Origin of the sequence: Bradyrhizobium guangzhouense (genome assembly GCF_004114955.1) — a bacterium.
GTDB classification, from domain to species: Bacteria; Pseudomonadota; Alphaproteobacteria; order Rhizobiales; family Xanthobacteraceae; genus Bradyrhizobium; species Bradyrhizobium guangzhouense.
Genome location: NZ_CP030054.1, coordinates 694,409 through 719,743 on the forward strand (window position 1 = coordinate 694,409; position 25,335 = coordinate 719,743).

General features: G+C 59.0%; 27 protein-coding genes. 18 read left to right on the forward strand and 9 right to left on the reverse strand.

Features of this window, described 5'->3' with window-relative positions; translation table 11 throughout:
- The first annotated feature begins 16 nt into the window (after positions 1 to 16).
- The 13 genes from gspG to XH91_RS37290 all read left to right on the forward strand — a co-directional run bounded on the left by gspG (position 17) and on the right by XH91_RS37290 (position 11,390).
- Positions 17 to 487 carry a type II secretion system major pseudopilin GspG gene (gspG, locus tag XH91_RS37230; RefSeq protein WP_128930065.1) on the forward strand — a complete coding sequence of 157 codons (471 nt, stop codon included), beginning with the start codon at positions 17 to 19 and terminating at the stop codon, positions 485 to 487.
- Complete coding sequence (locus tag XH91_RS37235) at positions 477 to 941, forward strand: GspH/FimT family pseudopilin (protein ID WP_128930066.1); 465 nt, start codon at positions 477 to 479, stop codon at positions 939 to 941. The genes gspG and XH91_RS37235 overlap by 11 nt, the downstream gene beginning before the upstream one ends.
- The gene (locus XH91_RS37240) at positions 919 to 1,317 is read left to right on the forward strand and encodes a general secretion pathway protein GspI (protein ID WP_128930067.1); all 399 of its coding nucleotides are present in this window, start codon (positions 919 to 921) and stop codon (positions 1,315 to 1,317) included. Before XH91_RS37235 ends, XH91_RS37240 begins: the two co-directional genes overlap by 23 nt.
- Complete coding sequence (locus tag XH91_RS37245; RefSeq protein WP_128930068.1) at positions 1,314 to 2,048, forward strand: general secretion pathway protein GspJ; 735 nt, start codon at positions 1,314 to 1,316, stop codon at positions 2,046 to 2,048. The genes XH91_RS37240 and XH91_RS37245 overlap by 4 nt, the downstream gene beginning before the upstream one ends.
- Before the next feature lie 7 nt (positions 2,049 to 2,055).
- Positions 2,056 to 2,994 carry a type II secretion system minor pseudopilin gene (locus tag XH91_RS37250; protein WP_164938335.1) on the forward strand — a complete coding sequence of 313 codons (939 nt, stop codon included), beginning with the start codon at positions 2,056 to 2,058 and terminating at the stop codon, positions 2,992 to 2,994.
- Positions 2,991 to 4,064 (forward strand): PilN domain-containing protein, encoded by a 1,074-nt coding sequence (locus XH91_RS37255; RefSeq protein ID WP_128930070.1) that lies wholly within the window; start codon positions 2,991 to 2,993, stop codon positions 4,062 to 4,064. Before XH91_RS37250 ends, XH91_RS37255 begins: the two co-directional genes overlap by 4 nt.
- Positions 4,042 to 4,599 (forward strand): type II secretion system protein GspM, encoded by a 558-nt coding sequence (gene gspM / locus XH91_RS37260; protein WP_128930071.1) that lies wholly within the window; start codon positions 4,042 to 4,044, stop codon positions 4,597 to 4,599. The genes XH91_RS37255 and gspM overlap by 23 nt, the downstream gene beginning before the upstream one ends.
- On the forward strand, positions 4,596 to 5,195 hold the full coding sequence (locus XH91_RS37265; RefSeq protein WP_128930072.1) for a hypothetical protein: 600 nt from the start codon (positions 4,596 to 4,598) through the stop codon (positions 5,193 to 5,195). Before gspM ends, XH91_RS37265 begins: the two co-directional genes overlap by 4 nt.
- A gap of 460 nt (positions 5,196 to 5,655) precedes the next feature.
- Positions 5,656 to 6,933, forward strand: coding sequence for an MBL fold metallo-hydrolase (locus XH91_RS37270; protein WP_128955148.1), 1,278 nt, complete (start codon positions 5,656 to 5,658; stop codon positions 6,931 to 6,933).
- Between the two features lie 82 nt (positions 6,934 to 7,015).
- Positions 7,016 to 7,666, forward strand: a complete 651-nt coding sequence (locus tag XH91_RS37275) for a DUF1007 family protein (RefSeq protein ID WP_128930074.1) — start codon at positions 7,016 to 7,018, stop codon at positions 7,664 to 7,666.
- Between the two features lie 279 nt (positions 7,667 to 7,945).
- Positions 7,946 to 10,243, forward strand: a complete 2,298-nt coding sequence (gene gspD / locus XH91_RS37280) for a type II secretion system secretin GspD (protein WP_128955149.1) — start codon at positions 7,946 to 7,948, stop codon at positions 10,241 to 10,243.
- A gap of 16 nt (positions 10,244 to 10,259) precedes the next feature.
- Complete coding sequence (locus XH91_RS37285) at positions 10,260 to 10,859, forward strand: prepilin peptidase (RefSeq protein ID WP_128930076.1); 600 nt, start codon at positions 10,260 to 10,262, stop codon at positions 10,857 to 10,859.
- A gap of 45 nt (positions 10,860 to 10,904) precedes the next feature.
- Positions 10,905 to 11,390: an SEL1-like repeat protein gene (locus tag XH91_RS37290; RefSeq protein WP_128930077.1), complete on the forward strand. Its 486-nt coding sequence runs from the start codon at positions 10,905 to 10,907 to the stop codon at positions 11,388 to 11,390.
- 732 nt (positions 11,391 to 12,122) lie between these two features.
- On the opposite strand, the gene XH91_RS37300 is transcribed toward XH91_RS37290, so the two are convergent.
- Both XH91_RS37300 and XH91_RS37305 read right to left on the reverse strand, forming a co-directional pair.
- A complete protein-coding gene (locus XH91_RS37300) occupies positions 12,123 to 13,208 on the reverse strand; it encodes a TRAP transporter substrate-binding protein (RefSeq protein ID WP_128930203.1) in 1,086 nt (361 codons plus the stop codon).
- An 88-nt stretch (positions 13,209 to 13,296) separates the two neighbouring features.
- Positions 13,297 to 14,973, reverse strand: a complete 1,677-nt coding sequence (locus XH91_RS37305; protein WP_164933594.1) for a thiamine pyrophosphate-binding protein — start codon at positions 14,971 to 14,973, stop codon at positions 13,297 to 13,299.
- Between the two features lie 183 nt (positions 14,974 to 15,156).
- Here XH91_RS37305 and XH91_RS37310 point away from each other — a divergent pair, with 183 nt between their 5' ends.
- From XH91_RS37310 to XH91_RS37320, 3 genes are all read left to right on the forward strand, one after another.
- Complete coding sequence (locus tag XH91_RS37310; protein ID WP_128955150.1) at positions 15,157 to 16,632, forward strand: aldehyde dehydrogenase; 1,476 nt, start codon at positions 15,157 to 15,159, stop codon at positions 16,630 to 16,632.
- A 131-nt stretch (positions 16,633 to 16,763) separates the two neighbouring features.
- A complete protein-coding gene (locus XH91_RS37315) occupies positions 16,764 to 18,134 on the forward strand; it encodes an amidohydrolase family protein (RefSeq protein WP_128930081.1) in 1,371 nt (456 codons plus the stop codon).
- A 101-nt stretch (positions 18,135 to 18,235) separates the two neighbouring features.
- Positions 18,236 to 19,207: a Bug family tripartite tricarboxylate transporter substrate binding protein gene (locus XH91_RS37320; RefSeq protein ID WP_164933595.1), complete on the forward strand. Its 972-nt coding sequence runs from the start codon at positions 18,236 to 18,238 to the stop codon at positions 19,205 to 19,207.
- Between the two features lie 27 nt (positions 19,208 to 19,234).
- On the opposite strand, the gene XH91_RS37325 is transcribed toward XH91_RS37320, so the two are convergent.
- Entirely contained in the window at positions 19,235 to 20,029 is a 795-nt protein-coding gene (locus tag XH91_RS37325; protein WP_128930083.1) for a GntR family transcriptional regulator, read from the reverse strand.
- Between the two features lie 553 nt (positions 20,030 to 20,582).
- On the opposite strand from XH91_RS37325, the gene XH91_RS37330 reads away from it, so the two are divergent.
- Entirely contained in the window at positions 20,583 to 21,542 is a 960-nt protein-coding gene (locus tag XH91_RS37330; protein ID WP_128930084.1) for a LysR family transcriptional regulator, read from the forward strand.
- Between the two features lie 790 nt (positions 21,543 to 22,332).
- On the opposite strand, the gene XH91_RS37335 is transcribed toward XH91_RS37330, so the two are convergent.
- Positions 22,333 to 22,860, reverse strand: coding sequence for a GNAT family N-acetyltransferase (locus XH91_RS37335; RefSeq protein ID WP_128930085.1), 528 nt, complete (start codon positions 22,858 to 22,860; stop codon positions 22,333 to 22,335).
- Entirely contained in the window at positions 22,848 to 23,162 is a 315-nt protein-coding gene (locus XH91_RS37340) for a type II toxin-antitoxin system TacA family antitoxin (RefSeq protein ID WP_128930086.1), read from the reverse strand. Before XH91_RS37340 ends, XH91_RS37335 begins: the two co-directional genes overlap by 13 nt.
- A gap of 421 nt (positions 23,163 to 23,583) precedes the next feature.
- On the opposite strand from XH91_RS37340, the gene XH91_RS37345 reads away from it, so the two are divergent.
- Positions 23,584 to 23,871 carry a type II toxin-antitoxin system Y4mF family antitoxin gene (locus tag XH91_RS37345; RefSeq protein ID WP_128930087.1) on the forward strand — a complete coding sequence of 96 codons (288 nt, stop codon included), beginning with the start codon at positions 23,584 to 23,586 and terminating at the stop codon, positions 23,869 to 23,871.
- Between the two features lie 9 nt (positions 23,872 to 23,880).
- Here XH91_RS37345 and XH91_RS39300 read toward each other — a convergent pair whose 3' ends face one another.
- From XH91_RS39300 to XH91_RS37355, 4 genes are all read right to left on the reverse strand, one after another.
- Complete coding sequence (locus XH91_RS39300; protein ID WP_188637393.1) at positions 23,881 to 24,111, reverse strand: hypothetical protein; 231 nt, start codon at positions 24,109 to 24,111, stop codon at positions 23,881 to 23,883.
- 37 nt (positions 24,112 to 24,148) lie between these two features.
- Positions 24,149 to 24,331 carry a hypothetical protein gene (locus XH91_RS39305; RefSeq protein WP_188637394.1) on the reverse strand — a complete coding sequence of 61 codons (183 nt, stop codon included), beginning with the start codon at positions 24,329 to 24,331 and terminating at the stop codon, positions 24,149 to 24,151.
- Between the two features lie 49 nt (positions 24,332 to 24,380).
- Positions 24,381 to 24,611 carry a hypothetical protein gene (locus XH91_RS39310; RefSeq protein ID WP_188637395.1) on the reverse strand — a complete coding sequence of 77 codons (231 nt, stop codon included), beginning with the start codon at positions 24,609 to 24,611 and terminating at the stop codon, positions 24,381 to 24,383.
- Between the two features lie 209 nt (positions 24,612 to 24,820).
- Positions 24,821 to 25,177 (reverse strand): XRE family transcriptional regulator, encoded by a 357-nt coding sequence (locus XH91_RS37355; RefSeq protein WP_232995558.1) that lies wholly within the window; start codon positions 25,175 to 25,177, stop codon positions 24,821 to 24,823.
- Between the last annotated feature and the right edge of the window lie 158 nt (positions 25,178 to 25,335).

The window sequence follows — 25,335 nt, forward strand, 5'->3', positions numbered from 1 at the left end:
AAAACAGCGAGCGCAAATGACGCTTATCTCATCCCGCGCAATGGCCTGGCGGCGGCGGTCGTTCGCAGCGGGCGAGAATGGATTCACCTTGGTCGAGATGCTGGTCGTCATTACGATCATCGGGCTGATCATGGGACTGATCGGCCCCCGCGTGTTGAACTATCTCGCTGAGTCCAAGGTCAAGACGGCCAAGATACAAATCCGCAGCCTCGCCAGTTCGCTCGATCTCATGTTTCTCGACACGGGACGCTATCCGTCATCTTCGGAAGGCCTTAACGCCCTGGTAAAACCCGCAGCTTCGATGGCCGGATGGCACGGTCCCTACATCGATGGAAATAGCCTACCGAACGACCCGTGGGGTAGGCCCTATGTTTACCGGTCGCCCAGTGGGAACGCCAAGTTTGAGATCATGTCCTACGGGGCTGACGGGCATGAGGGCGGTGCGGATTCTGCCGCCGATATCTCGTCAAACAGCAATGAGAAATAGCCCGGAAGCACAAAACGGATTTACTTTGCTTGAGATGGTCTGCGTGTTGTCCATCGTCGCAATGCTGGTCGGTATCCTTCTGCCACGGCTTTCGCCTGGAACGTCGCGGCCGCGGCTCGAGGCATCGGCACTCGAAATCGCGTCCCTATTGAAGATCGACCGGAACGCGGCAGTTAAGAGCGGGATGCGCGTGCTGACCAGAATCGACGCGAGCACCCGGCGCCTGCAATCAGGTTCGAACGGCAGCGTTCTCGTGGTACCGGACGATGTGACGCTGGACGCACTATTGCCACGGGATTGCGAAGGACGACCCGCCCTTTCGACCATAAGTTTTTTCCCGAGCGGGTTCTCGTGCGGTGGCACGCTTAGACTCTCGCGTCTGAATACTGTCTACGAAGTTCGTGTGAATTGGCTTACGGGGGGAATCGAGATTGTGCGCGTTCCGGCTGTGTAATGCCTCCCGCAGCGTCGCGGGGTTTACGATCGTCGAGGCATTGGCCGCTCTCGCGATCGCCACCGCCATGCTGGCGGCGATCGGCTCGCTCATGTCGACCAGCATAAAAGGCGCGCGGAGGATTGATGATCGCATGGTCTTGGTGGAGACGGCGCGCACTCTGGCGGCAGCATTGCCGCCGCGCGGCGACGCAACCACGGGCGTAACGTCGGGTGAACTCAACGGCATTGTCTGGCGCGTCGATATATCGCCCTTGCTCAGGACAGCGTCCGACAAGCAGCAATGGGTGCCGAAACGGGTCCGGATCCAGGTTAAATCTTCAGCAGGTACGAGCTTCGCCCTGGAAACTGCGCGTCTGGGCCGGAGGTCGCAGTGATAGCCCGGGATCACCTCTCCCAAGCCTTGCACCGCGCGAGTATCGCGGGGTTCACGCTGTTCGAAGCTCTCGCGGCGATCGTACTTATGGGGATTGTTGTTTTTTGTCTAAGCACAATCGCGACGCATTGGCTACCCAGCTGGGATCGTGGCCTGGCGCGCGCGCAACGCGCCGAGCTTATTGGCATCGCCCTTGACCGTTTAACCGCCGATCTTGCGGCATCGCAGTTCATTTCCGCCAACGGCGGAAGCAAAAAGCCGCTGTTCAACGGCACAGAAGGATCTGTCACTTTTGTGCGCACGGTTACAAGCCCCAACGCCAAGTCGGGCCTCGAGATCGTTAAAATCGAAACAATCAAGGACCCTACTGGTCTCGTCCTCATACGCTCTTCGAGGCCCTTCGTCTTGTTTGAAGGTGCGATTGACCCGTCTGGCTTTGGTAATCCCGTCGTCCTGCTGCGATCGCCCTATCGGGCCGAGTTCGCCTATGCGGGACCCGGCGGCGTGTGGAAGGCGAACTGGCTGAATGTCGGCCACTTGCCGGCCGCCATCCGCCTCACGGTCCAAGATCACACCCTTGGGGAGGCGAGGGTAATCTCGACCACGACGCTTATTCATGTTGACGCGCCTGCACTATGCATCAGCGGAAAGAGCACGGATTGCACGGGAGAGCCCGACACTAGTCCCGATACGGCTCCCGCAGCGGACTCTCTCGAGAGCCGTCGGACCTGAGGCCACAATGATATTTTGCAATCCGCAGGAAGGACACTTATCTGGGGGGCGGGAGGGCTTTATCCTCATTGCGGTCCTCTGGATGTTGATTGCACTCGCGACACTTGCGTCCATCTATTCGATTTACATAGGCAGTTCTTCCTGGTCGAGTTCGGTGATCGAGCGCCGTCTGCAAGCCGATCAATTGGTGTCAGCCAGCCTTAATCTCGCGACCCAACGCCTTGCTGTGGCAGACCAGCGCGATCGACCTACGCATGGCCACTTCAGCTTCCGGCTAGGCCAAGCCAACGCATCGGTCAGATTCGTTTCCGAAGCGGCCCGGCTCGATCTCAATCAGGCCCCGCGCGAACTACTATCGAGTTTCTTCATAGCGATCGGCGCATCGGAGGAGGATGCCCCGCGTTTTGCTGCGCGGATTGTTGGTTGGCGAGAGCGCTTAAGACCATCCGATCGCGCTAATGAAGCGCAGCTTTACCGCGCCGCCGGCCGCGGCTATGGACCGCGAGGCGCTCCCTTCGCACATGTAGGAGAGTTATGGTTAGTTCAAGGTCTGCCGCAGGTCATCATAGAACGAATGTTGCCTCTGGTGACCGTTTACAGCGGCAGGTCCGATATTAACGTCTTCGACGCGCCGCCCGAGCTTGTTGCGGCTTTGCCTGGCATGACCCTAGATCGTCTGAATGGTTTTCTTGGCCAACGGCAGCTCGTGGCTCCCAGTAAGGACGCTCTAGTCCGACTGCTCGGTTCAGATCAAACCGCCGCGACCGCCGATGCAAGTGACGCGTTCCGGCTGGACATAAAAATAGGGGGCGCAGGGGGATGGAATAGCTGTGCGGAAGCGGTCATCTTGCTACAGGGTCCGGACGATCCTTTTCATATCCTTGCCTGGGATGACAGTTTGCGCGGTGACTGTCGTCAGGGCATGGCAACGGCGAACCCGCCATGATCCTGTTTAATTCGATAGCGGCAGGCCTCGCTTCGTGGGTACAAGCCGTGGCGTCCGAAGTTTCATCGCTCTCGAACGGCTTGCGCCGACGCTCGCAGGTTCGGATGGTGGAATTCGAGAAGGATCAATTCACCCTTCATCTCGTGACCGACCCCAAAAACGCGAAAGCGCCTGACCACGCGCTCGCGGTCCTGGAGGGAGCGGTTGCTAGCCCAATCCCTCCAGCATGGAAGTTAGCTCTGACTGGAAGTCAGCTTGAACTTGTCCTTCACCCGGCGCGATTTCTGTTTCGCCCGCTGGATTTGCCGAGGCGCGCTGCCGAATATGCGGCGGGTGTCGTGAGGTCCCAAATCGACCGACTAACCCCGTGGGATGTGCAAGAAGCGGTCTATGGTTGGAGTGCTTCACCTGACGAGACTGGCGACCGCATTCAGCTGACAATCGCTGCCACGCCTCGCGCTAAGCTAACGCCCTTGCTCGATGCTATCGGATCGCTTGGGACTTGGTCAATCCTGGTCTCCACGTCACGTTCGAACGTGCCAATTAGGATCGTTGAGACACAAATACACGGACCGACCGATTTCCGTCGTGTTCGTACGTGCCTGATGGTAGTTCTGCTGTTAAGCGGCTTTGCTGCCACTTCGTCGCTTTGCATTTCAGCGCTCATTTCGGACGGTTTGGCCCTGAGACGGGAAGAACTCTCTCGAAAGATATCGGTGCTCACAAGAGCGTCGCAGAATGTTGTTGCCGAATCCGCTTTGCGAGAGCTCGAACAACAGAAGCGCAACACTCCTTCGCCCGTAATGGCGATTGAGGCGCTGTCGGATCTACTGCCAGACAACACGTTCCTAACGGAGCTGCGTATCGATCACGCGAAACTACAGATAGCGGGCCTTACGAGCGACGCCGCATCGCTCATCCGCCTGATCGAGCAGTCGCCCCAGTTTTCACACGCGATCTTCTTCGCTCCAACCACACGGTCTGAAGGAGCAACCAAAGAGCAATTCCACGTCGAGGCTCAAATCAACCCCGCATTCGCCGCTATCCATGAACCAGACCTACCGCATTAGACGCTACGTCAGCGCCATTCCGTTCGTTGCCACAATTTGTTACGCGGCAATGACGGGATTTCTATTGCTGATCACGGGCTGGACGGCGTTGGACCTGGCGGAACAGCATCGTACGCTGGCGAACGCGAACGAAATGTTCGACAGGTTGCAGTCACAACAGCGGGCGGCCCGCAGCACGAACGACGGGGCGCTCGCTGTGAGTCCACCAGTTGTCGAAGGTCCCACGGTCACAGTCGCGGCCGCCGTGGTGCTGCAGCACGTTTCTGCAGAAGCGACGCGGATGGGAAGCAACATCTTATCGTCGCAGGTCGATCTGCAGGACGCAGGAGCACAACACGGGATCGTCAGAGTCTCTGTCGATCTCGAGATCGAGCAGCCGGCCCTTCAAGGCCTCCTTTACGAGCTGGAGGCGGGATCGCCCTTCCTGTTCATCGATCAATTGGTCATACAGGTACCCGAGTCGTCGACAAGACACGCCGCGACGAAGGTGCGCGTCGCAATTGTCGTCTCCGGATGGTGGCGGAGTGTCAAATGAAGTGCCCCCTCACGATTCAAGCTCTCGCGCTGGCCTTCCTGATCTTGGCAGTCGAATCGGGGAGGCGGCCTGCCGAGGCGAGTCAGACTTCAACGGCTACTGGCCTGAATCCGCCAGTGTCGCCCACAATGGAGTACCTGCTTGCGAAGGAGCCATTCGAGGCTACCCGATCGGAGCATAATCCCATTGCCAAAGTCCCCCTTGCGCAGCTCAATAAAACGCAAGAGCGCCCGCTATTCTCTCCGTCACGCCGCCCTCCGTCTCTGCCGCCGCCGAACGCGCCCACTATCCCCGTTGTCGTCGCGGCTCCCAAGCCGCTCGAGCCTGAGCTTCCGCCATTTGAACTCGTGGGCACGATAACTGGGGGCGCCGACAGCATCGCCGTCTTTGTGAATCGCGCGACTGGCGAGACGGTGAAGTTGCGGCAGGATGAAGTTCAATCAGGATGGACGTTGCGCGACATCGGAGCGCGTGAAGCCACGCTTTCGAACGGCGAGAACATCAAGGTTCTGGCTCTCGCCTTGCCCGGCACGACCGCAGATCCGGCGCCTGTGGAAGCCAGCACCGCTTCAATACGGCATCCTGCGAAGCGTTAAGGGTAAATGCGATTATGTTAGCGGATCAATCGCAACCGCCAAGTGTGCCGCGCTGCGATGGGTCGCCTTCAGGTACACCGACACGACGATCTCGTAGCCGCTCGTGCCATTGCGTGCAATGCCGCAGACCCTACGTTGCAGCGCACAGAGGCAATTCATCTTGACAAGCAACACTTCGTGTCGCTCGACAACACACCTCAGATATTGATGTCCGTCATTCAGTCCCTAGCATCGCGAGAAAGCGCCTTATGAACCGCTTTTCGTTTGGCGCGGCTGGCGGGGGACTTTCAAACATCAATGGCCCGATCCGATCTGTCGCCTATCTACTCGGAAACACGAGCGAGGCTTTTCGAGATGGCGACCTTCACTCTAACGATTGAACAACCGAAAGAGGAACCTTTATATGTTACGCAGGAACTCAATCCCAACCAAGTGTGCCTTGGCTTTGGCCGCGACGCTCATGGCAGGTTCGGCGTTGTCGACCACGGCTCACGCAAACAATGGCGACTTGATCGCAGCGCGTCAGAAATTTTTCGGCGACGAGAACGTCGATCCCGAGTCCGGGCGGGTCAGTCCCGACAAGGTCATCTTGTCGTGGCTCTCGAATTCAACTCTGGCGGCTTCCATTGCCGGCCACGTTTTGCTTTTGGACACTTACGTCACTCGGCTCGAAGTTTCGCCGGGCCGCACGCCCTTCGTTATCGGCGATTTGGTTGCTCTCAAACCAGAAGGCCTTCTAATCGGGCATGGTCACTTCGATCACGCGGACAACGCGGCCTACATCGCTGCGATGACCGGCGCGAAACTCTACGCCACCGCGGAAACCTGCGTTGCCCTGCAAGCCGATTTCGCGCGCGAGCAGGCCGACCCGGCGATTCAAGGTAATCCGGCTACGGCGTTTCCTCACAAGGCGTCGATCTCCTGCAACACGGTCACGACGACCGGTTCGGTTCCCGGCACCCAAATTGTCAAACTGGACTTCCTGGAACCGGACGCCTGCGTAATCGCCTTCCGACACTTGCACTCGGTTGCAGTCCCGGTCGACCCGACCTGGCCGCGGGCACCTAATCCGTCCGTTTATTATGCGGTTGACCCGCGCGATCCGGGGCTGTTTCCGGCCGGAACGCCGCTTGCGCCCGGGAAAAGTGGGACGCTGCCTGGGCAGATCAACATTGCTACCAGCGGCAGTGGTGGTCCGGGTGGCCCTATTCCGCTGTTTTTCGATTTTGTGTTGCGCGAAGGTCGTCACTTCACCTTTGCTTGGTATAACTCGTCGGGAGCACTCAAAGAAGGATTGGGAAGCGGGTGGCCCAACGGCACGCCAGCTGACGGCCAGCGTATCACGAACATCCTGAAGAGTTTACCGGCCACCGATGTGGATGCCGGTACGATTGCGACAGCCAATTTCGATAACAATTCTTATCGTGATCCCTTCGCGTATATTCAAGCGCTGAACCCGAAGATCTTCATTCCGTTGCATCTGACCACCGGGTCGACCTTCAAGGAATCCATCTCGCCCGCCGTTTACGGCGGATACCTGGATCAAATTAAGCGCCTCGGCCTGACACTCGATCAATGGCCAGACACACGATGGCTCGTTGATCCCGAAGATTACGCAAAGCCCATCGTCTACGACATTCGGGACCCGCGCTGGGACAATCCAAAGAAGCTGCCCGCCATCAAGCATTATTGCGGTTCTGATCCAGACGACCACCACGACGACCACGGGAAGCCGTGACCACCGCGCCGACGGCTGCTCGAAAAGAGGAGCCGTCGCGCCCTTCCACGATCCGCGCGCCGGATGCAACTGAAATGATGCAATGAAACGCTCTCTGATTTGGTTCGTAATCGTCGCAACGCTGTGTGTGTGCATCCACGCAAGGCACGTCGACGCTCATCCGGATATATTGGTTCACATGCATGATGCGGTTATCTTTGATGGAAATGGCTCTATCAGCGGCGTCCGCGTATCTTGGACCTACGATAGGGAAACGTCGGTGACGGCATTGCGAAGTAGCGGCCTCAACGAAAGCGCCCCACACCTCGGGCGTGACCAGCTTGATCCGCTGGCCAGGGCGACGGTTAATTCGCTGCGCGCGTCTGACTTCTATACGTTCGCGCGCGTCAATGGCACCAAGCAGCCATTCGATGGCGCATCCGATTCATGGCTCGAGTGGGATGGATCGGTGCTAACATTGCATATGGCTCTCAACTTCAAGCAGCCCGTGAGCAACAGCAATTTCACGCTCGAGCTCTTCGATGAAACAGACGAGATCGAGTTCGATTTCCAAGAAGGAGACGCCGTCATCATGACGAAGGCACCCAAAGACTGCGCGCTCGTCGTCGCACGGCCAGGCGATGCCGCCGCTCAACGGGAACTTCTCGGCGATGCTTATCTCAATCCCAACGTTCAACCGGTCGGTTGGGATGCGCAATACTCAAACAAGGTTTCGGTGCGATGTCTAAGTTAGAGGCAATTACAGCCTTGCTCAACCGAATGAAGTCGCCGCTCGACGCTGAACAAGCTGTCTTATGAGCGATTTCGCGCGCGGAGACATTGCTTTGCAGAATTGTCACGGGCGAAACGAAAGTGTCGGTGCAGCGATATTGTTGCATGCGGCTTAGCCGTTGCGACAACAACATAAGGAGTAACGTCAATCATTGAGAAGATTGGGCGCCGCGCGGTTCACGCGCTCGACGATCTGCTCGCATTTGTAATGAAGACGCGAGAGAGTGAGAGGCTACGCGCTATGTTGACACGCCTGCACCGTTTGCGATGTGGCGCGAAGCTGAAGAAGACAATTGCCCTAGTTGCCGCGGGGGCTCTGACGGGATGCGGCGCGCCACTCACGTGGCAGGACACTCACACCAAACCTGACGTAATGGATGAGGTTCGTAATCAGGATCTGCTTCCCCGATTTCCGGAACGCACCGCAGAAGCCGATCTGCAAGGCACTGTCCGGCCAGGTCGCGCCCAACTCTTTTCGGCCGAGCCGGTCTCTTCTATGCAGGCAATCGTGGCCCCGGCGACGAGTACCGGCACCGGTCCCGGGTATGAACTGAATTTCGAAAACGCCACGATTGCGTCGGTTGCAAAAACTGTACTCGGCGACATCCTGAAGACGAGCTACACAATCGACCCGCGTGCTCAGGGCAATATCAATATTGCGTCGGGAAGGCCGGTTCCGAAGCAGGACTTGCTGTTCGTGTTCGAGAGTGCGCTCCGATTGGCAGGAGTCGCGCTCGTCCGCGACGGCGCCGCTTATCGAATTGTCCCACAGACAGAGGCACTCGCAGCCGGCAGTCTTGATTCGCAGCCTGCAAACGTGGAGCCGGGATTTGGCGTCTCTGTCGTGCCGCTTCAATACATATCGGCCGGGACGCTGATGCAGCTCCTGGATAGTTTTGCTACGAAGCCCGGTGCGGTTCGCGTGGATAAGGCTCGCAACATGCTGCTGGTTCAGGGCACAGGGCCCGAGCGTCGCACGGTCGTCGATACGGCTGTTGGTTTCGACGTTGATTGGATGCGGGGGCAGTCAGTCGGTATCTTTCCACTCCAGAACAGCGCTCCTGAGCCTGTCCTGACAGAACTCGAAAAAATCTTGAATTCAAAGGAAGGCGACGTTGGGCACGATCTTGTCAAGTTTCAGGTAATGGAGCGCCGCAACGCGATTTTGGCGGTAACCTCCAAGCCGCAGCTCCTGCGAACGGTCCAGACTTGGATTGGCCGACTCGACGCATCAGATCCTGCCCGTGTTGTTGTACATGTCCGCCGGGTCAAGTACGGCGACGCCCGGCAGCTCGCGAAAGTGCTCGGCGAAATCTTCGGCGGAGGCAGCTCAAATGCAACCGACAGCGCGGCGGGACAGGTCGCGCCTGGGAGCGGTTTGGTGAGGACATCGTCCAATGCCGACCGACTACCAGCCATCTCAACGACTTCCAGCTCCTCCACAAGCACAAAAGGCAATACTGATTTCGGCGGAGGCGCACTCGGGGGCGGATCGCGAACAGGGAACGACACTGGCGGCTCGGAGCTACAGAGCGCTGGCCTTAGCGGCAGGCCCGTGATGGAGGGGATTCGCATCGCAGCCGACGTTTCCACGAACTCCCTGCTTATCTATGCGAACGCTCAGAATTACCGGACCGTCGAACAGACCATACGCCAGCTCGACCAACCGCAGGCTCAAGTCGCGATCGATGCGACCATCGCTGAAGTTACGCTCAACAACAATCTGAGCTACGGGGTTCAATTTTTCATCCAAAGCAAAAACCTCGGTATGGCTCCCGATCGAGGCTCCGCCCTGAACGTCCCAAGCTCCCCCCCAGGACAGCAGTCGAGCGTCCTCAATGGCGTCGCATCCGCTTTCCTTAACCGCGCCTTCCCAGGCTTTAATTTCCTCGTCGGCCCTGAGGCGCAGCCCAACATGATCATAGATGCGCTGCACGCGGTGACAGATGTCAAGATATTATCGAACCCTTCGCTGGTTGTGATCGACAATCAGGTCGGCACACTACTCGTTGGGAACGAGATCCCGGTATCGACCGGCACCGGCAACGTTCTCAATTCGGCGACCGGCACCAACAACACGATCATCAACTCAATCGACTATCGCAACACCGGCATTATCTTGCGCGTCATTCCTCGGGTTAGTCCCGACGGCAACGTGCGCCTCGATATCGAGCAAGAAATCAGTCAGGCGACGAACGCGACCGCGAACTCGCTCACGCCGACCGTCTCGCAACGCAAAGTGAAGAGCTCTGTCGCCGTGCCGAACGGGCAAACCGTACTCTTGGCAGGCCTCATTCAGGAAAACACTGAAGTCGATCGTGGTGGGATTCCGGTTCTCGACGAGATACCGAAAATTGGCGACCTCCTGTCGCACCAGAACAAGACGACGACCCGGACCGAGCTCATTATCTTCATCCGTCCGCAAGTCATTCGGGACAGCATTGCCGCCCACTACGTCGCCGAGGAGTTTCGGGCAAAGCTGCGCGGAACGGTCGAGTCCCTTCCTTCCAAGGGAAGACAACCGCCACTACTTCAATGAAGGAGCAACGAGGAAAATGCCGGAACGCCTCTCGCGTTGCTCGCAAAAGTTTCTCACGTTCCGAGCACCGACCCACGTCACGGTCACGGCGGCATTCGTCCTCTGCGCCGTCTGCATGGCGACGAGCGTCGCAGCGGATCCGAGCTCCGCAGGCCTCCTCGGGGCGGCATTCTCCGCCGTTGCCATCGCAATCGCCGTTATAGATGCGCGACTCTTCGTAATACCAGACGAACTGACCATCCTGGCGCTTGTACTCGGATTGGCAAACGTGTTCGTGCAACCTCCAGACTGGATGGTGCCGACGCTCGCGACGGCAGCATCGCGCGGAGCGGCATTAGCCGCGATGTTCTGGCTATTGCGCATCGCCTACAGGTCCGTCCGTCTGCGCGACGGCATCGGGTTGGGGGACGTCAAACTCGCCGGCGTTGCTGGAGTCTGGCTCGATTGGAATCTGATTCCAATCGCAATCGAGGTCGCGGCCGGATCAGCTTTAATCGCCTGCGGAATTGCGGCGCTTCTCCGTCGCGACAGCATCCAAGCCATCACCCGGCTGCCGTTCGGTCTGTTCTTCGCGCCAGCCATTTGGGTCACATGGCTGATATGGAAGGTCTGGTGAGGTTCGAATGATCGTTGCAGATTGCAAATCGACTCGGGAACATCTATGAAGAATGCACGCCCCCTGATCGGAACTTTGTTCCTCACACTGTGGACTATCGGCAACGTGTTCGGCGCCGAACTCTCCGAAAACGGGCGCTCATTCGCGCGGCGACATGTTTCGGCGGCGGGCGGTGCGATTGAAGCATGCCGGTCCGCTCGAGCCGCAGCTGTCTTGGGCTTCAGGCACGAACATGGCTTCAATGTCCCGCAGTCCTACGAGATAGCCGCGGCGTATTACCACACGGCAGCCGCATGCGGTGATCCGACAGGCCAATATTTGTTCGGCCTCTCCTACGATAAGGGGCATGGCGTTGCGCAGGATGGCGTTCTTGCGTACATGTGGCTGAATTTGGCTGCCGCCCACGCTCCTCAGCTACGGCGCCCGTATTACCTTCGAACAAGAGACGCGGTAGCCAATAATCTCACGCCTGCACAACTCAGCCAAGCTCAATGGCTAGCCATTCAATGGCGGCCCGGAACGGCACCTTAATCCCACTTTTCGAGGTTCCGACCAGGCCTTCTTCGATCATGTGCGAATGGTGCTAGCCGTCGCTTTTCGCGGCGCAGCTAGGATGCATCTGTAGACTCTCGGTTCGGCGGCGTGGCGGTCGACGTCGGTTCTGATCTGCTCGGGTTCGGCGCACGAGCCACCGGTCTTGCGCGCCTTCTGCTCAATTCCTTCGCTCGGAATAGCGAAATTCACAGCGAGCAGATCATTGCCGTGCCTTCTTAAGTTACGCCTTGCTTGCGTATTCACGTGGAGCCAGCCCGGCAATTTGGCTATAAAATGCGGAAAGTCAGTCCCATGGGCGGGTGACAAGGTCTGCCGGAGTTGCCGCCCCGGCGCCGAGCGGTTTTGGCGGTCCCAATCCGTCCAACATGATTGCATCGCCTTCCGGCGGCACCAACCTACTCCGCATGCGCCGGCTCGGGCTGTCCTGTGTTCGTGCTGAATTCGTTACTGGGCGTCGTTGCCGAGTAAGAACTCTGCGGCGTAGCACTATATATATCGCGTCAGGGCCCAGAGTTGTGTTACCGCACACAGTTCGAGGGGATGACGGAGCGTGCGCGGTAAGACCCTCACGATCCATATTCGGCCGCAGCCAGTCCAAGAAGGATAGCCAGCACGAAACTTCTTGGGCATCGTTTGAACGCGGCTGCTGGAAGTCGCCTGAGTTGCCGATGCGAAGCGCGGGCCCCCGAGCCCTAGAGACCGATCCGGTCACGTCTTGTACAAGCTATACAGATTGGATTCGAAGCTCGCTTCTGCGACCCTGAACCAGGTCACGATGTCCTCACGAAACTTCAGCCATTCGCTGTAGATCTTGCGAAACTCGGCATTCTTCTCCGTCTCTTCGGCGTAGAGCGAGAATGCCGCGCGATAGCCGCCCTCCATGATCTCGCGCGAGAATGGCCTGAGCTCGGTGCCGTTTGCGATCAGCCGACGCAGCGGCGCCATGTTGCTGGCGTCGTAATGCGACAGCATGTCCCAGGAGGCCTCCGCGGCGGCCACCTCGAATGCCCGCTGATAATGAGCAGGCAAGGCCGACCAAGCCTTCGCTCCTACATAGAAGGCCAACTGCCCCGTGCAATCCCACCAGCCCGGGTAATAGTAATATTTTGCGACTTTGTTGAAGCCCAGCTTCTCGTCATCGTAGGGGCCGACCCATTCGACCGCGTCAATCGTGCCTCTTTCTAGTGCAGCATAGGTGTCGCCGCCGGCAATGTTCTGAGGAACGACGCCGAGGCGTGCGACCACGTCGCCCGCAATGCCGGGGATGCGCATCTTGAGGCCCTTCAGATCATTGAGCGTATTGACCTCGCGGCGAAACCAACCGCCCATCTGCACGCCCGTGCTGCCGCCGGGAAAGTTCACGACGCCGTAGGACTTGAAGAACTCCCTGAACAGTTCGAGCCCGCCGCCGCGATACATCCACGACAGATGCTGGCGTGGCGTCATTCCGAACGGCAGCCCGGTGTCGATCGCAAACGCCTTGTTCTTGCCGCTGTAGTAGATCGATGCCGTGTGTCCTATCTCGACCGTTTCGCTCTGCACGGCATCGAGTACCTGCAGGCCTGGCACGATTTCCCCGGGGCCGAACACCTGAATCTGGAAGCCGCCATCCGTCATCTCCTCGACGTGCTTGGCAAGGCGAACGGCGATACCGTGAATGGTGTCGAGGTTCTTGGGATAGCTGGACGCCAGGCGCCAGCGGATCGTGGCCTTTTGCGCTCGGACGACAGAGGGGGCGGTCAGCGGCAACAGGCCGACCGCGGCAACTCCAACAATAGCTCGACGGGTCTTCATGGTTCCACCCTGGTTCTTTATGATTGTTGATTGTCGTAGGTTGGATCGCTGACGGCGTGCCCGCTCCTCCGGCGCGCCGTCCGCCAATCTAGAGCTTCCGTTCCATCACGGCATCGAAATTGGTGACGGGCGGAAAGGCTTCCTTGTCGATGACGACGTCGATCACGAACGGATTGGATGCCTTCATTGCGACCGCCATGGCTGCCACAAATTCCTCGCGATTGGTGGCGCGTGCGCCCCTTGCACCCAGCGCGATTCCGGCCGCGGCGAAGTCGACGCGCCCGAAATCGTTCGCTTCCGCAACCACATTTCCCTTCCAGCGATATTTCTCGTGATATTCGAAGGCGAGCGCGCTGTTGTTCATGACGATGATCACGACCGGCAGCCTGTAGCGAACCGCCGTCTCGACATCAGCCAGGTGATAGCCGGCGCCGCCGTCGCCGGTAATGCATACCACCTTCTCCGATCGCGCGATCTGGACGCCGAGCGAGGCGGGGAGCGCCCAGCCGAGCGATCCGACTGCGCGGAAGAAGGCGTCGTAACGCAGCGTCGGGAACAGCACGCCGGTCCAGGCAGCCATGTAACCTGTGTCTGCGACCAGCGTGATCTCGCTGCCATAGCGGGAGAGCTCGTCGAGCACCGAAAGCGGGGAGAGGGCCGTGTTGCCACCTGACGCAGCGAGTTGTTCGCGGTGATTAGCTGTCCATTTATCAGTATCGCGGCGGCAGCGGTCCAGCCAGGCGGACGATGTCCGCAAATTCTGCTGTTTAACGAGGTCAAGTAGGTCGGTGAGGAAGATCTTGATGTCGGCGCGGACACCGAGGCGTGGCGCGTAGGTGTTAATGAGGGAAGCCGGATCATGGTCGATCTGGATCACGGTCGCCTTGCGGCTCGGCAAAGTGTAGCCGTTGGTTGCCAGTCCGCCCAATCGGGTCCCGAGAGCGAGGGCGCAATCGGCCTCTGCCACGAGCTTGTTGGCGCTCACCGAGGAATAGCGTCCGACGATGCCGCAGAAATTCGGGTGTGACGTCAGAATGGCCGGCTTGCCGCCAGCCGTGGCGACGATCGGGATGCCCGCAAGGTCCGACAGCAGTGCCAGTTCGGCCCACGCGCCGGCAAGCCGCACGCCCTCGCCGACAAACAGAACCGGGCGCTCCGCGCGCTTGAGGAGGTCGAGCGCCGTAGCAACCTCGGTGCCGAGCGCACGCACCTTGCTGGCGGCATTTGAGTAGGAACGTTCTAGCCGGTTCGCGGTTTGCGGGTCCCCGGGCAGCGCGAAGAAATTCTTCGGCACGTCGAGATGGGTGGGTCCGCATGTCGGTGTCGCCGCGATGTGAAGCGCCTGCGAGACGAGACTCCCAGTCATCTCAGGAGCGGCGACGGCACCGTTCCACTTCGTGACGGGCTGGAAAATGACATGTTGGTCGAGGTCCTGATACTCGTTCATGTGCAGGGCTTGCGTCGCGGTCGCTCCTGTCAGCGCGAATACCGGCGATTGGGCCCAGACGGCATCTGCCAGTGCGGCCGCGACGTTGGCGGCGCCGGGCCCGGCCTGCCCATAGGCCGGCGCGACGCGGCCGCTGGCGCGGGCATAACCGTCCGCCATGTAGACCGCGCTGGCCTCGCTGCGTGCGACCACCATTCGAATTCCGGCATCGCGAAGCGCGATCCACAACGGCTGGTCGCCGCCGGTGAGGAGGAAGAAGTTCTCGACACCGGCATGCTTTAGCGCAGCGGTGATGTCGGTGGCCACGTTGTTTGTCATTCTAGTCCTCCCCGCGCGGGTTCGTCGACCTGCAACGTCAATAAAGTATGTCATACCGTATTATTGCAAAAGATATTTTGTCAAACCTCCCTCAGGGCGCGTAGTAAGCAATAGCTTGACCTCACTAAAAGCCAATAATACGATATTATGATTCCAGATATTTATGCTGCAGGGAGGCGTTCCGTGAAGAAGTACCAGATGTATATCGGTGGAAAGTGGGAGGATCCGGCCTCGGGCGAGTGGTTCGAGACCATGAATCCCTACACCGCCGAGCCATGGGCGTTGATCCCGCGCGGCAATGCCGAGGATGCCGCGCGCGCAGTCCAGGCGGCGCATCGGGCGATGAATGTGGGGCCGTGGCCCAAGCTGAATGCAACGCAGCGCGGCGCGCTGATGCGCAAGCTGGGGGACCTGATCGCGGCGAATGCAGAGCGGCTCGCCGAGATCGAAGTGAGGGACAACGGCAAGCTGATCAGCGAGATGCGAGGGCAGCTCAATTACATTCCGCAATGGTACTATTACTTCGGCGGCCTCGCGGACAAGATTCAGGGCTCGGTCATCCCGATCGACAAGCCCAACATGTTCACCTACACCAAGCACGAGCCGGTCGGCGTCGTCGTCGGTATCATCCCCTGGAATTCGCCGTTGATGCTGGTCGCCTGGAAGCTTGCGCCGGCGCTGGCGGCCGGAAATACCGTGGTGCTCAAGCCCTCGGAATTCACCTCCGCATCGCTCCTCGAGATGATGGCGCTGGTGGAGGAGGCGGGCTTCCCCCCTGGGGTCATCAACGTGGTTACCGGCTTTGGCAATGAGGTCGGGCCGGCGCTGGTCGAGCATCCTCAGGTCGCCAAGGTCGCGTTCACCGGCTCCGATGCCACCGGCCAGAAGATCTACAAGGGCGCTGCGCGCGGCCTGAAACGCGTCAGCCTGGAGCTGGGCGGCAAGTCGCCCAATATCGTGTTCGACGACGCCAATCTCGACAATGCGGTCAACGGCGCCATTGCCGGAATCTTCGCGGCCGTCGGGCAGGCGTGCATCGCCGGTTCGCGAATGCTGGTACAGGAATCTGTCCACGACGCCTTCGTCGAAAAGCTCCTGAAGGCGGCGGCCACGATCAAGATGGGCGATCCAATGCAGAACGAAACACAGGTCGGGCCGGTCGCCAACCGGCCGCAGTTCGACAAGGTCCTCGCCTATATGGAGATCGGCAAGAAGGATGGCGCGCATCTGGCACTCGGAGGCGATCGTGCCCATCGGCCGGAATGCGGCAAGGGTCTCTTCGTCGAGCCCACGGTCTTCACCGGCGTCAAGAACAGCATGAGGATCGCGCAGGAGGAGGTGTTCGGCCCGATCCTGTCCGTGATCCCATTTCGCGATGAGGAGGAAGCCGTCGAGATCGGCAACGACATCCTCTTTGGTCTGGCCGCAGGCGTCTGGACGCAGAACATGAAGCGCGCCCATGTCATGGCTGACCGGCTAAAGGCCGGCATGGTCTGGGTCAATACCTACCGCACGGTGAGCTACATGGCCCCGTTCGGCGGTTACAAGCGCAGCGGTCTCGGTCGCGAAAACGGCATCGAGGCCATCAACGAATACATGCAGACCAAGACCGTCTGGATGAGCAGCGGCGACGAGCCCTATCCGTTCGTGCTGCGATAAATCGCTGAGTTAGGTGATCCAGGGCGCATCGTCTCGGGATCAATTGCTAATTGCTCGTAATATAGTACTATAAGATTTAATGGCCCCTGGGACCAACCCGTGGGGAACGAGGAAACAGGGAGGAGCGCCGCATGAGAGCCGCATCGGTCGTCATCTTGGCCATCGCGGGCCTGTGTCTATCGGGCATGCCGGGACAGGCGCAAACAAAGTCAGTCGTCCTGAAGGGAGCCACTCTGATCGACGGAGCGGGTGGAAAGCCGCTTCCCGATTCCGTCTTGGTCATTCGCGACGGACGCATCGCGGCCGTTGGGTCCGTAACGGCGGTGCCGGTGCCATCCGATGCCGATGTCGTTGACCTCAAGGGCAAGTCCATCATCCCCGGCATGATCTCGGATCATTCCCATGTGGGTATCGTCAGGGGCCTCAAGGCGAGTCCGGACAACTATAATCGCGACTACATCTTGTCCCAACTTCGACAGTGGGAGGCCTATGGCGTCACCACGATCACGTCGCTGGGCCTGAACGCACCTGAATTCTACGATCTGCGAGCGGATCTACATGCCGGCAAGGCGCCAGGGGCCGACATCTTTGGCGCCGACCGCGGCATTGGGGTTGCGATGGGAGCACCGCCCGTGGCGATCGTTCCCGTCGGCCCGAACCAGATCTATCGCCCGGATACGCCCGACGCAGCGCGCGAAGCGGTGAGGGAGATGGCGGGACGCAAGACCGACCTGATCAAGATCTGGCTTGACGACTTCGGCAAGCTGCTGCCAGTCAAAGTGAAGCCGGAGGTCTATACCGCCGCCGTCGACGAGGCCCACAAGAACGCGCTTCGGGTCGCCTTCCACATCAACGACCTCGAAGATGCTCAGGCCGCCCTGAAGGCCGGCGCTGACATTCTGGCGCACGGCATCCGTGACAAAGAGATCGATCCGCCGACGATCGAATTGATGAAGAAGAATGCCGCCTGGTACGTTCCCACCTTGGCGCTCGACGATTCAAATTTCATTTTTGCCGACAAGCCGCAGGTCTCGGCGGATCCGTTCGTGAACCGGGCACTGGATCCCGCCGTGAAGACGCAATTGGAGGATCCGGCTTGGCAGCAGAAGGTCCATGACGCACCAGCTTCCGAGCGCGCCCGCAAGGCGCTGGCGATGAACCAGAAGAACCTGATGACGCTTTACAAGGCAGGTATCGGCATCGGGTTCGGATCCGATTCCGGCGTGGGCCTGCGTTTCCCCGGCATTGCCGAACATCGTGAGCTCGATCTCATGGTTGAAGCCGGCCTCACGCCGATGCAGGCGCTGACCATCGCGACCAGCGGCGCGGCGAAGCTGCTCAAGCTGGATGACCGCGGTGTCCTGCTAGCTGGCAAGCTCGCCGATCTCGTCGTGCTCGACGCCGATCCATCGGCCGACATAGCCAACGTCCACAAGATCTCGGCGGTCTGGCACCGCGGAAAACCTGTTGCAGGGCCGATCGCAACGTTTGCGCAGCGATAAGGAGAATGGGCGGGGCCGGCGACGCTTGCATGCCGTCCTGGGCCACCCCCCGAACTGTTGGTCCGAAGTCTTGTTCTCGATCATCACCTCGGGAGAAACACATGGGACAACTGACACGACGTGCCGTGCTCGCCGGCGCACTCGCCACCCCCTTTGTTGCCAGGGCAGAGGACTGGCCTGCGGGTCAGATGAAGTTCATCATCCCGTTTCCTGCCGGCGGAACGCTGGACGCTATCGCCCGTCTGGTTCAGCCGGGTTTGCAGCAGAGACTGGGAACGACGATCATCATCGAAAACCGTCCGGGCGCAGCGGGCAGCATCGGCGCGGCGGCAGTGGCGAAGTCACCGCCAGATGGCCGCACGTGGCTGTTCGTATTCGATACTCACGCGACCAACCCGGTGACGCAGCCGAGCCTGCCATATAATTCCGAGACAGATCTGGATCCGGTCATGCTGGTCGGTACGGCGCCGAACATCATTGCCTGTCAGCCGTCACGCCCTTACCAGACTTTGGCTGAGTTGATCGCTGCGTCGAAAGCCAAGCAGGGCGGCTTCGCATTTGCGTCGGCTGGAACGGCGAGTCTTGGCCATCTCACGATGCTGCTGCTTGCCAAACGCTCCGGCGCGCAGTGGAGCCACGTTGCCTATAAGGGAGCAGCCCCCGCGGTGAACGACGCGATTGCGGGACATATTGACCTGATCATCGCAGCGACCACGGTGCTCAACAGCCAGATCGACGCCAAGTTGCTGCGCCCTCTCGCTCAGACCGGCGCAACACGCCACCCGACCCTTCCCGACGTACCGACGCTCGCCGAAAGCGGGTTTCCCGATCTCGTCGCGACGCCTTGGTGGGGACTGTATGCGCCCGGGAAGACGCCCAAACAGATCATCGCGCGTTTCAATACAGAGATGCGCGCGGTTCTGAAGGACGCCAGCGTGACGGGACGGATCAACGCGATGGGGCTGACGGTCGCTGCGAGCGATCCGGACTACATGCGCAACTTTTACGCGGAGCAGGCGCATATTTGGGGGCAGGTGGTTCGAGACAACGGTCTCCAGGCCGAGGGTGGATAGCAGATAGACCATCGCGCGGACCGGTTTTTACATCGTCACCCTACCGACCGGATTATTTGGTGCCGCGTCACGGCGCGGCCGTCCCCGCGGACGTTTCGCCCGAAGCGCGGCTTCCGCGTCCAGCGCGGCCTGGTGTTCCGCCGCCACCTCCAGCTGCTCCAGCACCTTGAGGGTTGCTCTCGCGCCCATGTTGACGTGATTGACGGCAGCCTGCCACGCCGCCTGCGGCTTCCGTGTGATGATCGCGTCGATTATCGCATGGACCTCGACAGCGTTTTCCTTCAGGCGTTCGGGCTGCGACAGAACAATGGGACGAAGATAGCTGAGACGTGCGCGAATGACGCTCACGAAGCCCTTGACGACGCTGTTGGCCGAAACGCTCATCAGGAATTCGTCGAGCTGATTCTTGCATTCGAGCACCTTAGCAACGCTACCTGATTTGAAGGCGCGGTCCAAATCTCGTTTGAGCCGGTGCAAGTCCTTGATTTCGCGCTCAGAGATCCGCTCGGCGGCGGTCCTTGCCGTCAGCCCTTCCAGCATACCCCTGACTTCATAGTGTTGCCGCGCCTCGTCGGGGGATACCCGCGCCACCACGGGTCCTTGATTGGGGATGTTGTCGACGATGCCCTCGGCCTCCAGTTGCCGCAGGGCTTCACGGACGGCAGTCCTACTGACGCCGGTCCATGCACACAGCTCGCCTTCCTTCAACCGCTCGCCTGGTTGAAAGCGGCCATCAATGATGGCGGTGCGCAGATTGCTTGCGACCTGTTGCCGGAGCGGTGCGGCCTTGGCCGGTACGCGCTGGACTTTGGAAACCTTCACGCAGTAATTCCTTGTACTAATTCGGTAATTGGTATCATACAATACTAGTTGATTATCCTGCTGCCTAGCTGCGATTTAGTCTCCTCAGGCTTGAGACGCTCGGACTGACATTGCCGAATATCCAACTTGCACTGGGCGAGAACGAGCCGCGGTCGAAAGAGTTGCCGCCGCACGCGCCTTGCCATCCTTGCTCACCAGGCGTCAAGGTCGGAAAGGGGTCCTGCGGATTGCGGCTCAACGAAGCACGTTCTCGCGGTCCTTTTCGCAGATCGCCGTTCAGGCCCCGCAGACCCATTCATACCTACGATGCCGGAGAGCTCGGCAGCCGCCGCCCTTGCGATGCGTTTGCCCAAGCTAGCTGGCGAATGGGCGAGGAAGAAACCAACGTCTACTGGTGCGCTCTGCCAGGCTCGCATAAGCTGAGTGGCTAACATGTGAGGGCCAAAAATTCATGCGGCAAGCTCGGTTTGACGGTTGGTTGCAGAGCTGTCGCGGTCCCGTCCGCACAAGCCGAACGGCATTTGCTATGTATCAATTCGCCCGTTCATAAGCCATGGACCTACGACAGCTTCGGTACTTCGTTTTCGTCGCGGATCTGAAGAGCATCGCCCGCGCTTCGGCTCACCTCGGCGTAGCAGGCCCTGCCATCAGCCGGTCAATCAGTGCTCTCGAAGACGAACTGCGAACGCCGCTGTTCGACCGAGACGGGAGAGGCATGCAGATGACGGAAGCAGGCCTCATGCTGCACCGAAGCGCATCCCAAATCCTGCGCGACGTGGAGCTTGTTCGTCAGGAGGTCATGGCCGAAGGAAAACACCTGACCGGCGACGTGATTATCGGAGCCACGCCGTCGGTTATCGCCATGGCGGGAGCGGAGCTCATCAGGGCCTGTCGCGAACGTCTGCCTCGCGTTCGTCCGCGCTTACTTGAGGGATATAGCGCTTATTTGCAAAACTGGGTGCTGACCGGCTCGATCGATGTCGCATTAGTCAACGGCCTTCAGCCAGATAGCCCGCGCCTCGTCAGTGAGTGCCTTGCCGTCGAGCGGCTGTTCGCCATCGGGCCACCAGGGATGTTCGCTGGCGATCCGGTCGGCCTTGCGAGCCTCCTTGAACATGCTCTGCTGCTTCCGTCGGCTCAAAATCCGATCCGAAGTTTGCTGGATGCGGGCGCCGCTGGCCTCAATCTCTCCGTATCCACGGTGCTGGAGATCGATTCCGTTACCCTTCTGAAAGACCTCGTGCGACAGGGCCTTGCTCCCGCTGTCCTCCCCTTCGGCGCTGTCAAATACGAGCTCGAGACTGGCGTCTTGAGCGCCAGCCCCATTGTCACCCCCGAAATCAGAAGCGATCTGGACCTCATTTACCTTGCCGATCGTCCGCCAACGCGAGTGGCATCCGAGGTGATCGACATGCTTCTGGAAATCCTACGCCAGATCGTTTCCAAAAAGGAGCCGAATGGTTTCGTCGAGATCCGGCATCGCGCCAGCGTCCGCCGCAAGGCAAAGACGTAGCCAAATCGCCGACAGCCAGAAGCGCGTGCCCACATAGCTCGATAGTGTCCACTGCTCGTAAAGGCCGGTGCGCAACACTCGAAACGAGGCAATGGTACCGGAGCCAAAGGCCATCATGGGTGTTAAGCGCTGGCGACTTCGCAATGAAGGCGTGATCCCTTTGTCGGCCTAACTGTTTCTGCGCGTTTGAGATGGGGCGTCTGAGGTTGACCTTCGCCAAACCGTCGCACGGATTCCGGCCGCCGTGAACGGCAGCAACTCCAGCCAAGGCTCAATTTCCCAGACCGTGATCTTCACTGGCCTTTCCGCGTCGGAATTGTGGGGCAGGCAGGGGTCAATGTCGATTTCACCAAGCGTAAGTTTCATGTTCATGAGCGCGCCGACGAATACAATCAGCTCGGCCGCCCGAAATCAGGCTCGGAGGAGCGTTCGTCCCATTGCCGCCGATCGCATTCAATGCGTTGCGTGAATGGAGGCTGCAATGTCCCAAGCCCGATCTCGGATCGGTGTTTCCAGTCCGGTGAAGGACGTCGAGATCGTCACCCGCGATTACATGGTCAAACGGGGCCCTGTGACCGGTGCAAATCGCCGCCGGTATCACCAAGTTAGGTAAGGCTCCAACGAGAAGGCCATGGACGCCGCAAAATATCCGGGCTTCACTCTCTTTCGGCACTTCTTTGCGAGCTGATATATAAACCGCAAGGTTGATGGCGGGCTTGAATTGCGGCGCCTAAGGTGGTCCAGGAGCGGCTCGGCCATTCGGTACTGGGGCAGTTGGATTGTGACGCCATTAGAGTGCGTCGATGGCAGTTTCGATAGGGAGGAAAAATGTTCGGGACCCAATCGGACTTTCTATGAATTCCGCTTCTTTCCAAAAAGCGGCAGCCTTCTCATCGATCGCGTGTACCAGGATGGCGCGAATACCGATCGTTTCAGATGCGTGAACGATTTGGTGGAGGGCATGTTGAAGCAGGTCTTGGCCGAGCCCCTTGCCCTTGTAGGTAAGATCTCGCGCCAAGCGGCCTATAATGGCTACAGGTACGGGATTTGGGAGTCCGTGCCTTTTTATGGGCGGCTTGGGAATTGCAGCCCTCTCAACACTTCCAGAGGCGATGCAGTAGTAGCCTACGACCGAATTGCCCTCGCAAACAACATAGGTGCGAGCAGTCTTGCCCTCGCTGTCGAGGGCGCGATTCTTCAACCAATCGGTCAGGGCTTCATTACCGCAATCAAAGCGGCTAAAGTCATGCGTCGGCTTGAGAAGCGTGGGGGAGGTTATGCCCGCACGCTTCCTCGGATGTTCGATTACTTCTGCCAAAGCGGCTTACGCTTCATCAGTGCCTTCAACTTGGTCCCGGCCGGAGGCGGGTTATCAAGTGCATTCAAGAAGGCATCGTGCTTCTCTGGATCAAGGACAAATAACCTTTGGTCCAAAAGCACATCGATGGCATGTTGCCGCGCACTATCCAGCATGAATTCGCTAAGCGTCTTGCCCACCGCCACTGCAGCGGTATCGATCAAGTGCTTTACCTGTGCGGTAGCGCGAATGTGGATATTGGTTTCGCTCCGGACGCGGCGCGACCTTACTCGCGCCGCAGGGCGCTGTAGTGCTGCTTCCATTGCGGTTACTCCTCACTTCTTATGAAGCGTTATATTGCATTCGTGTACACAATGTCAACACGGTTCGAATGGTTCCGAAGAAACTATCCAAAAAAGGGCCGAAGAGGACATAAGTGACCAATGGATCAACCGAAACGTTCACATAACCCAACTTAACTCCCCAAGTCGATTCTCAACGGGCGAGGTCCCTGGCAACGGTCGGAAAACCAAAAGCGGAAAAAACCCAGCTGCGGTCGAGCGGGGTCGCCGCTTGCTTGGTCAATGCCAAACTAAGCCGCTGTCGGCGTCTCAAATGATTGGACATCCCGGCGCAGATGTCGTCGATCGGCGACATTCTAAAATGTTGTCAAACGCTGACATTTCCGATTGTCAGCGAACGGCGACACGGTAATGTAAGCGATCGCTGACATTTGGATGTTCCATGCTCACACGTACCGCAGCCGATCTTGGCGCCGTCATCCGCGACCGGCGCAAGCGCCTCAAGCTCGATCAGTCGACGCTAGCTAAACAGGTTGGTGTCAGTCGCCAATGGATCATCGAAGTCGAGCATGGCCACCAGCGCGCAGAACTCGGGCTCATCCTTCGCGTCCTTGATGCTCTCGGCATCAAGCTCGATGCAGACAGCAATCTCTCCTCGGGCCACGCCGCCCCGAAGTCCGCCGTCGATCTGGATGCCATTGTGGCGAAAGCCAAGAAAGGCAAGCCATAATGGCCGAGCTCATTGCACTCCTTGAACGAAGTCGGTCGCGTCCGTAGTGATGCACGCGGCCGGCTGATCGTCGACGTTGGAAATCAGTGCATTGAACGTCATGCGTCGAAAAAGTTCTTTCGCATCCTTTCCCGGCTCCTCCGTGACCCGGCGCATCTCTTCCGCCATCAACACATAGGACCAGCGATCGCGCATCTCGACGGCTTCATCAGCTCGCAAACCGGTTAGCCCGCTGATCATCCGCGAACGCAAATATCCCTTGCCCGTCTACGTGCGATCAAAGCGCTTGACGAGAAGAACGTCCTTCGCTGCAAACCTTGGCCAACTCGAGCATCGCGCGTTCGACGCGAGTGTTGTTCCAGCGGTCGTCCGGACGATTGAACTTTGCGATCCAGAATCCGTGGTCATCTTCGACGACAGCTTTCGGACGGGCTCCGCCCATGGAGGTGCCGAGCAGCATCCAGTCTCGAACCTGGGCGCCTTCCTCGGTTTTACATCTTCCTAGAGCATCAAGGCTTCGGCGATTTCCTGAAGCTTTGCAAGTTCGAGCGTCTTGTTGAATTTGCGACGTGGTGCCGGAGGTTGTTGACCAAGTCCAAACCAAGCGCCCCTACGCCGTCGTCGGCTGAATTCAGCAGATAGTCGAGTTCGCCAAGCTGGGGAACCCCGGCATGCTTCTCGATGACGCGGCGACCCCAATAGTCCGAGCTTGCATCGCGTAACGCGCCAAAGACCGCCATTCAGTCGGCCTGTTTCGTAAGTCTCATCCGATAATTCAAGCTCGATAGGATCAATCGCGACCGCATCTCCGTTTGAGAGGTACAACTTGCCGTAGACGAAGCGAGCCAATGCATTGCCACGGCGATCCTTAGCGAGCTAGAATCGGGCCGGCGGTTATCGGTTCGGTCTGACACGGCAGCGTGATGTAGACGAAGCATTCGGTGTTGCTTTAGAAGTCATTGTCGAGCCCTCCGGACTTGCGCGCCCGCTTGCGTTCCCGCGTCGCTTGCAGAGCAATCCCTTCCCTGTCCTTTGAGGGGTCAGCGAGTTCTTCGAGGGGCTGGAGCATATCGTAGAGCCACAGCAGCCCGGCATACACCACGATACCCGTCGATGCTTTGCCCTTTTCGGCGTCCATAACAGCGCGCACGCCCGTTCCAATTCTGCTGGCTGCGTCCTGCATGGTCATGTTGCGGCGGATGCGTGCAGTACGCAGATCCGCTCCCAATTGCGTGAGCGTCCGTGACACCGGGTAAGGGGGCGCCTTTTGAAGTTTGTTGGTTGCTACCATGCTCTTGAAGGCCATTAAGCAGATTATTATGCTCTTAAGAGCATACAGCAATTTCCTGCAGTTTGCCATATTTTGCTTTTAAGAGCGCTTTATGTGCGATAATTTGCTCTCAAGAGCACTTATTCCATTTTCTAGTGCCGTAAATATATCAACGGGATATGTAACCAAAATAT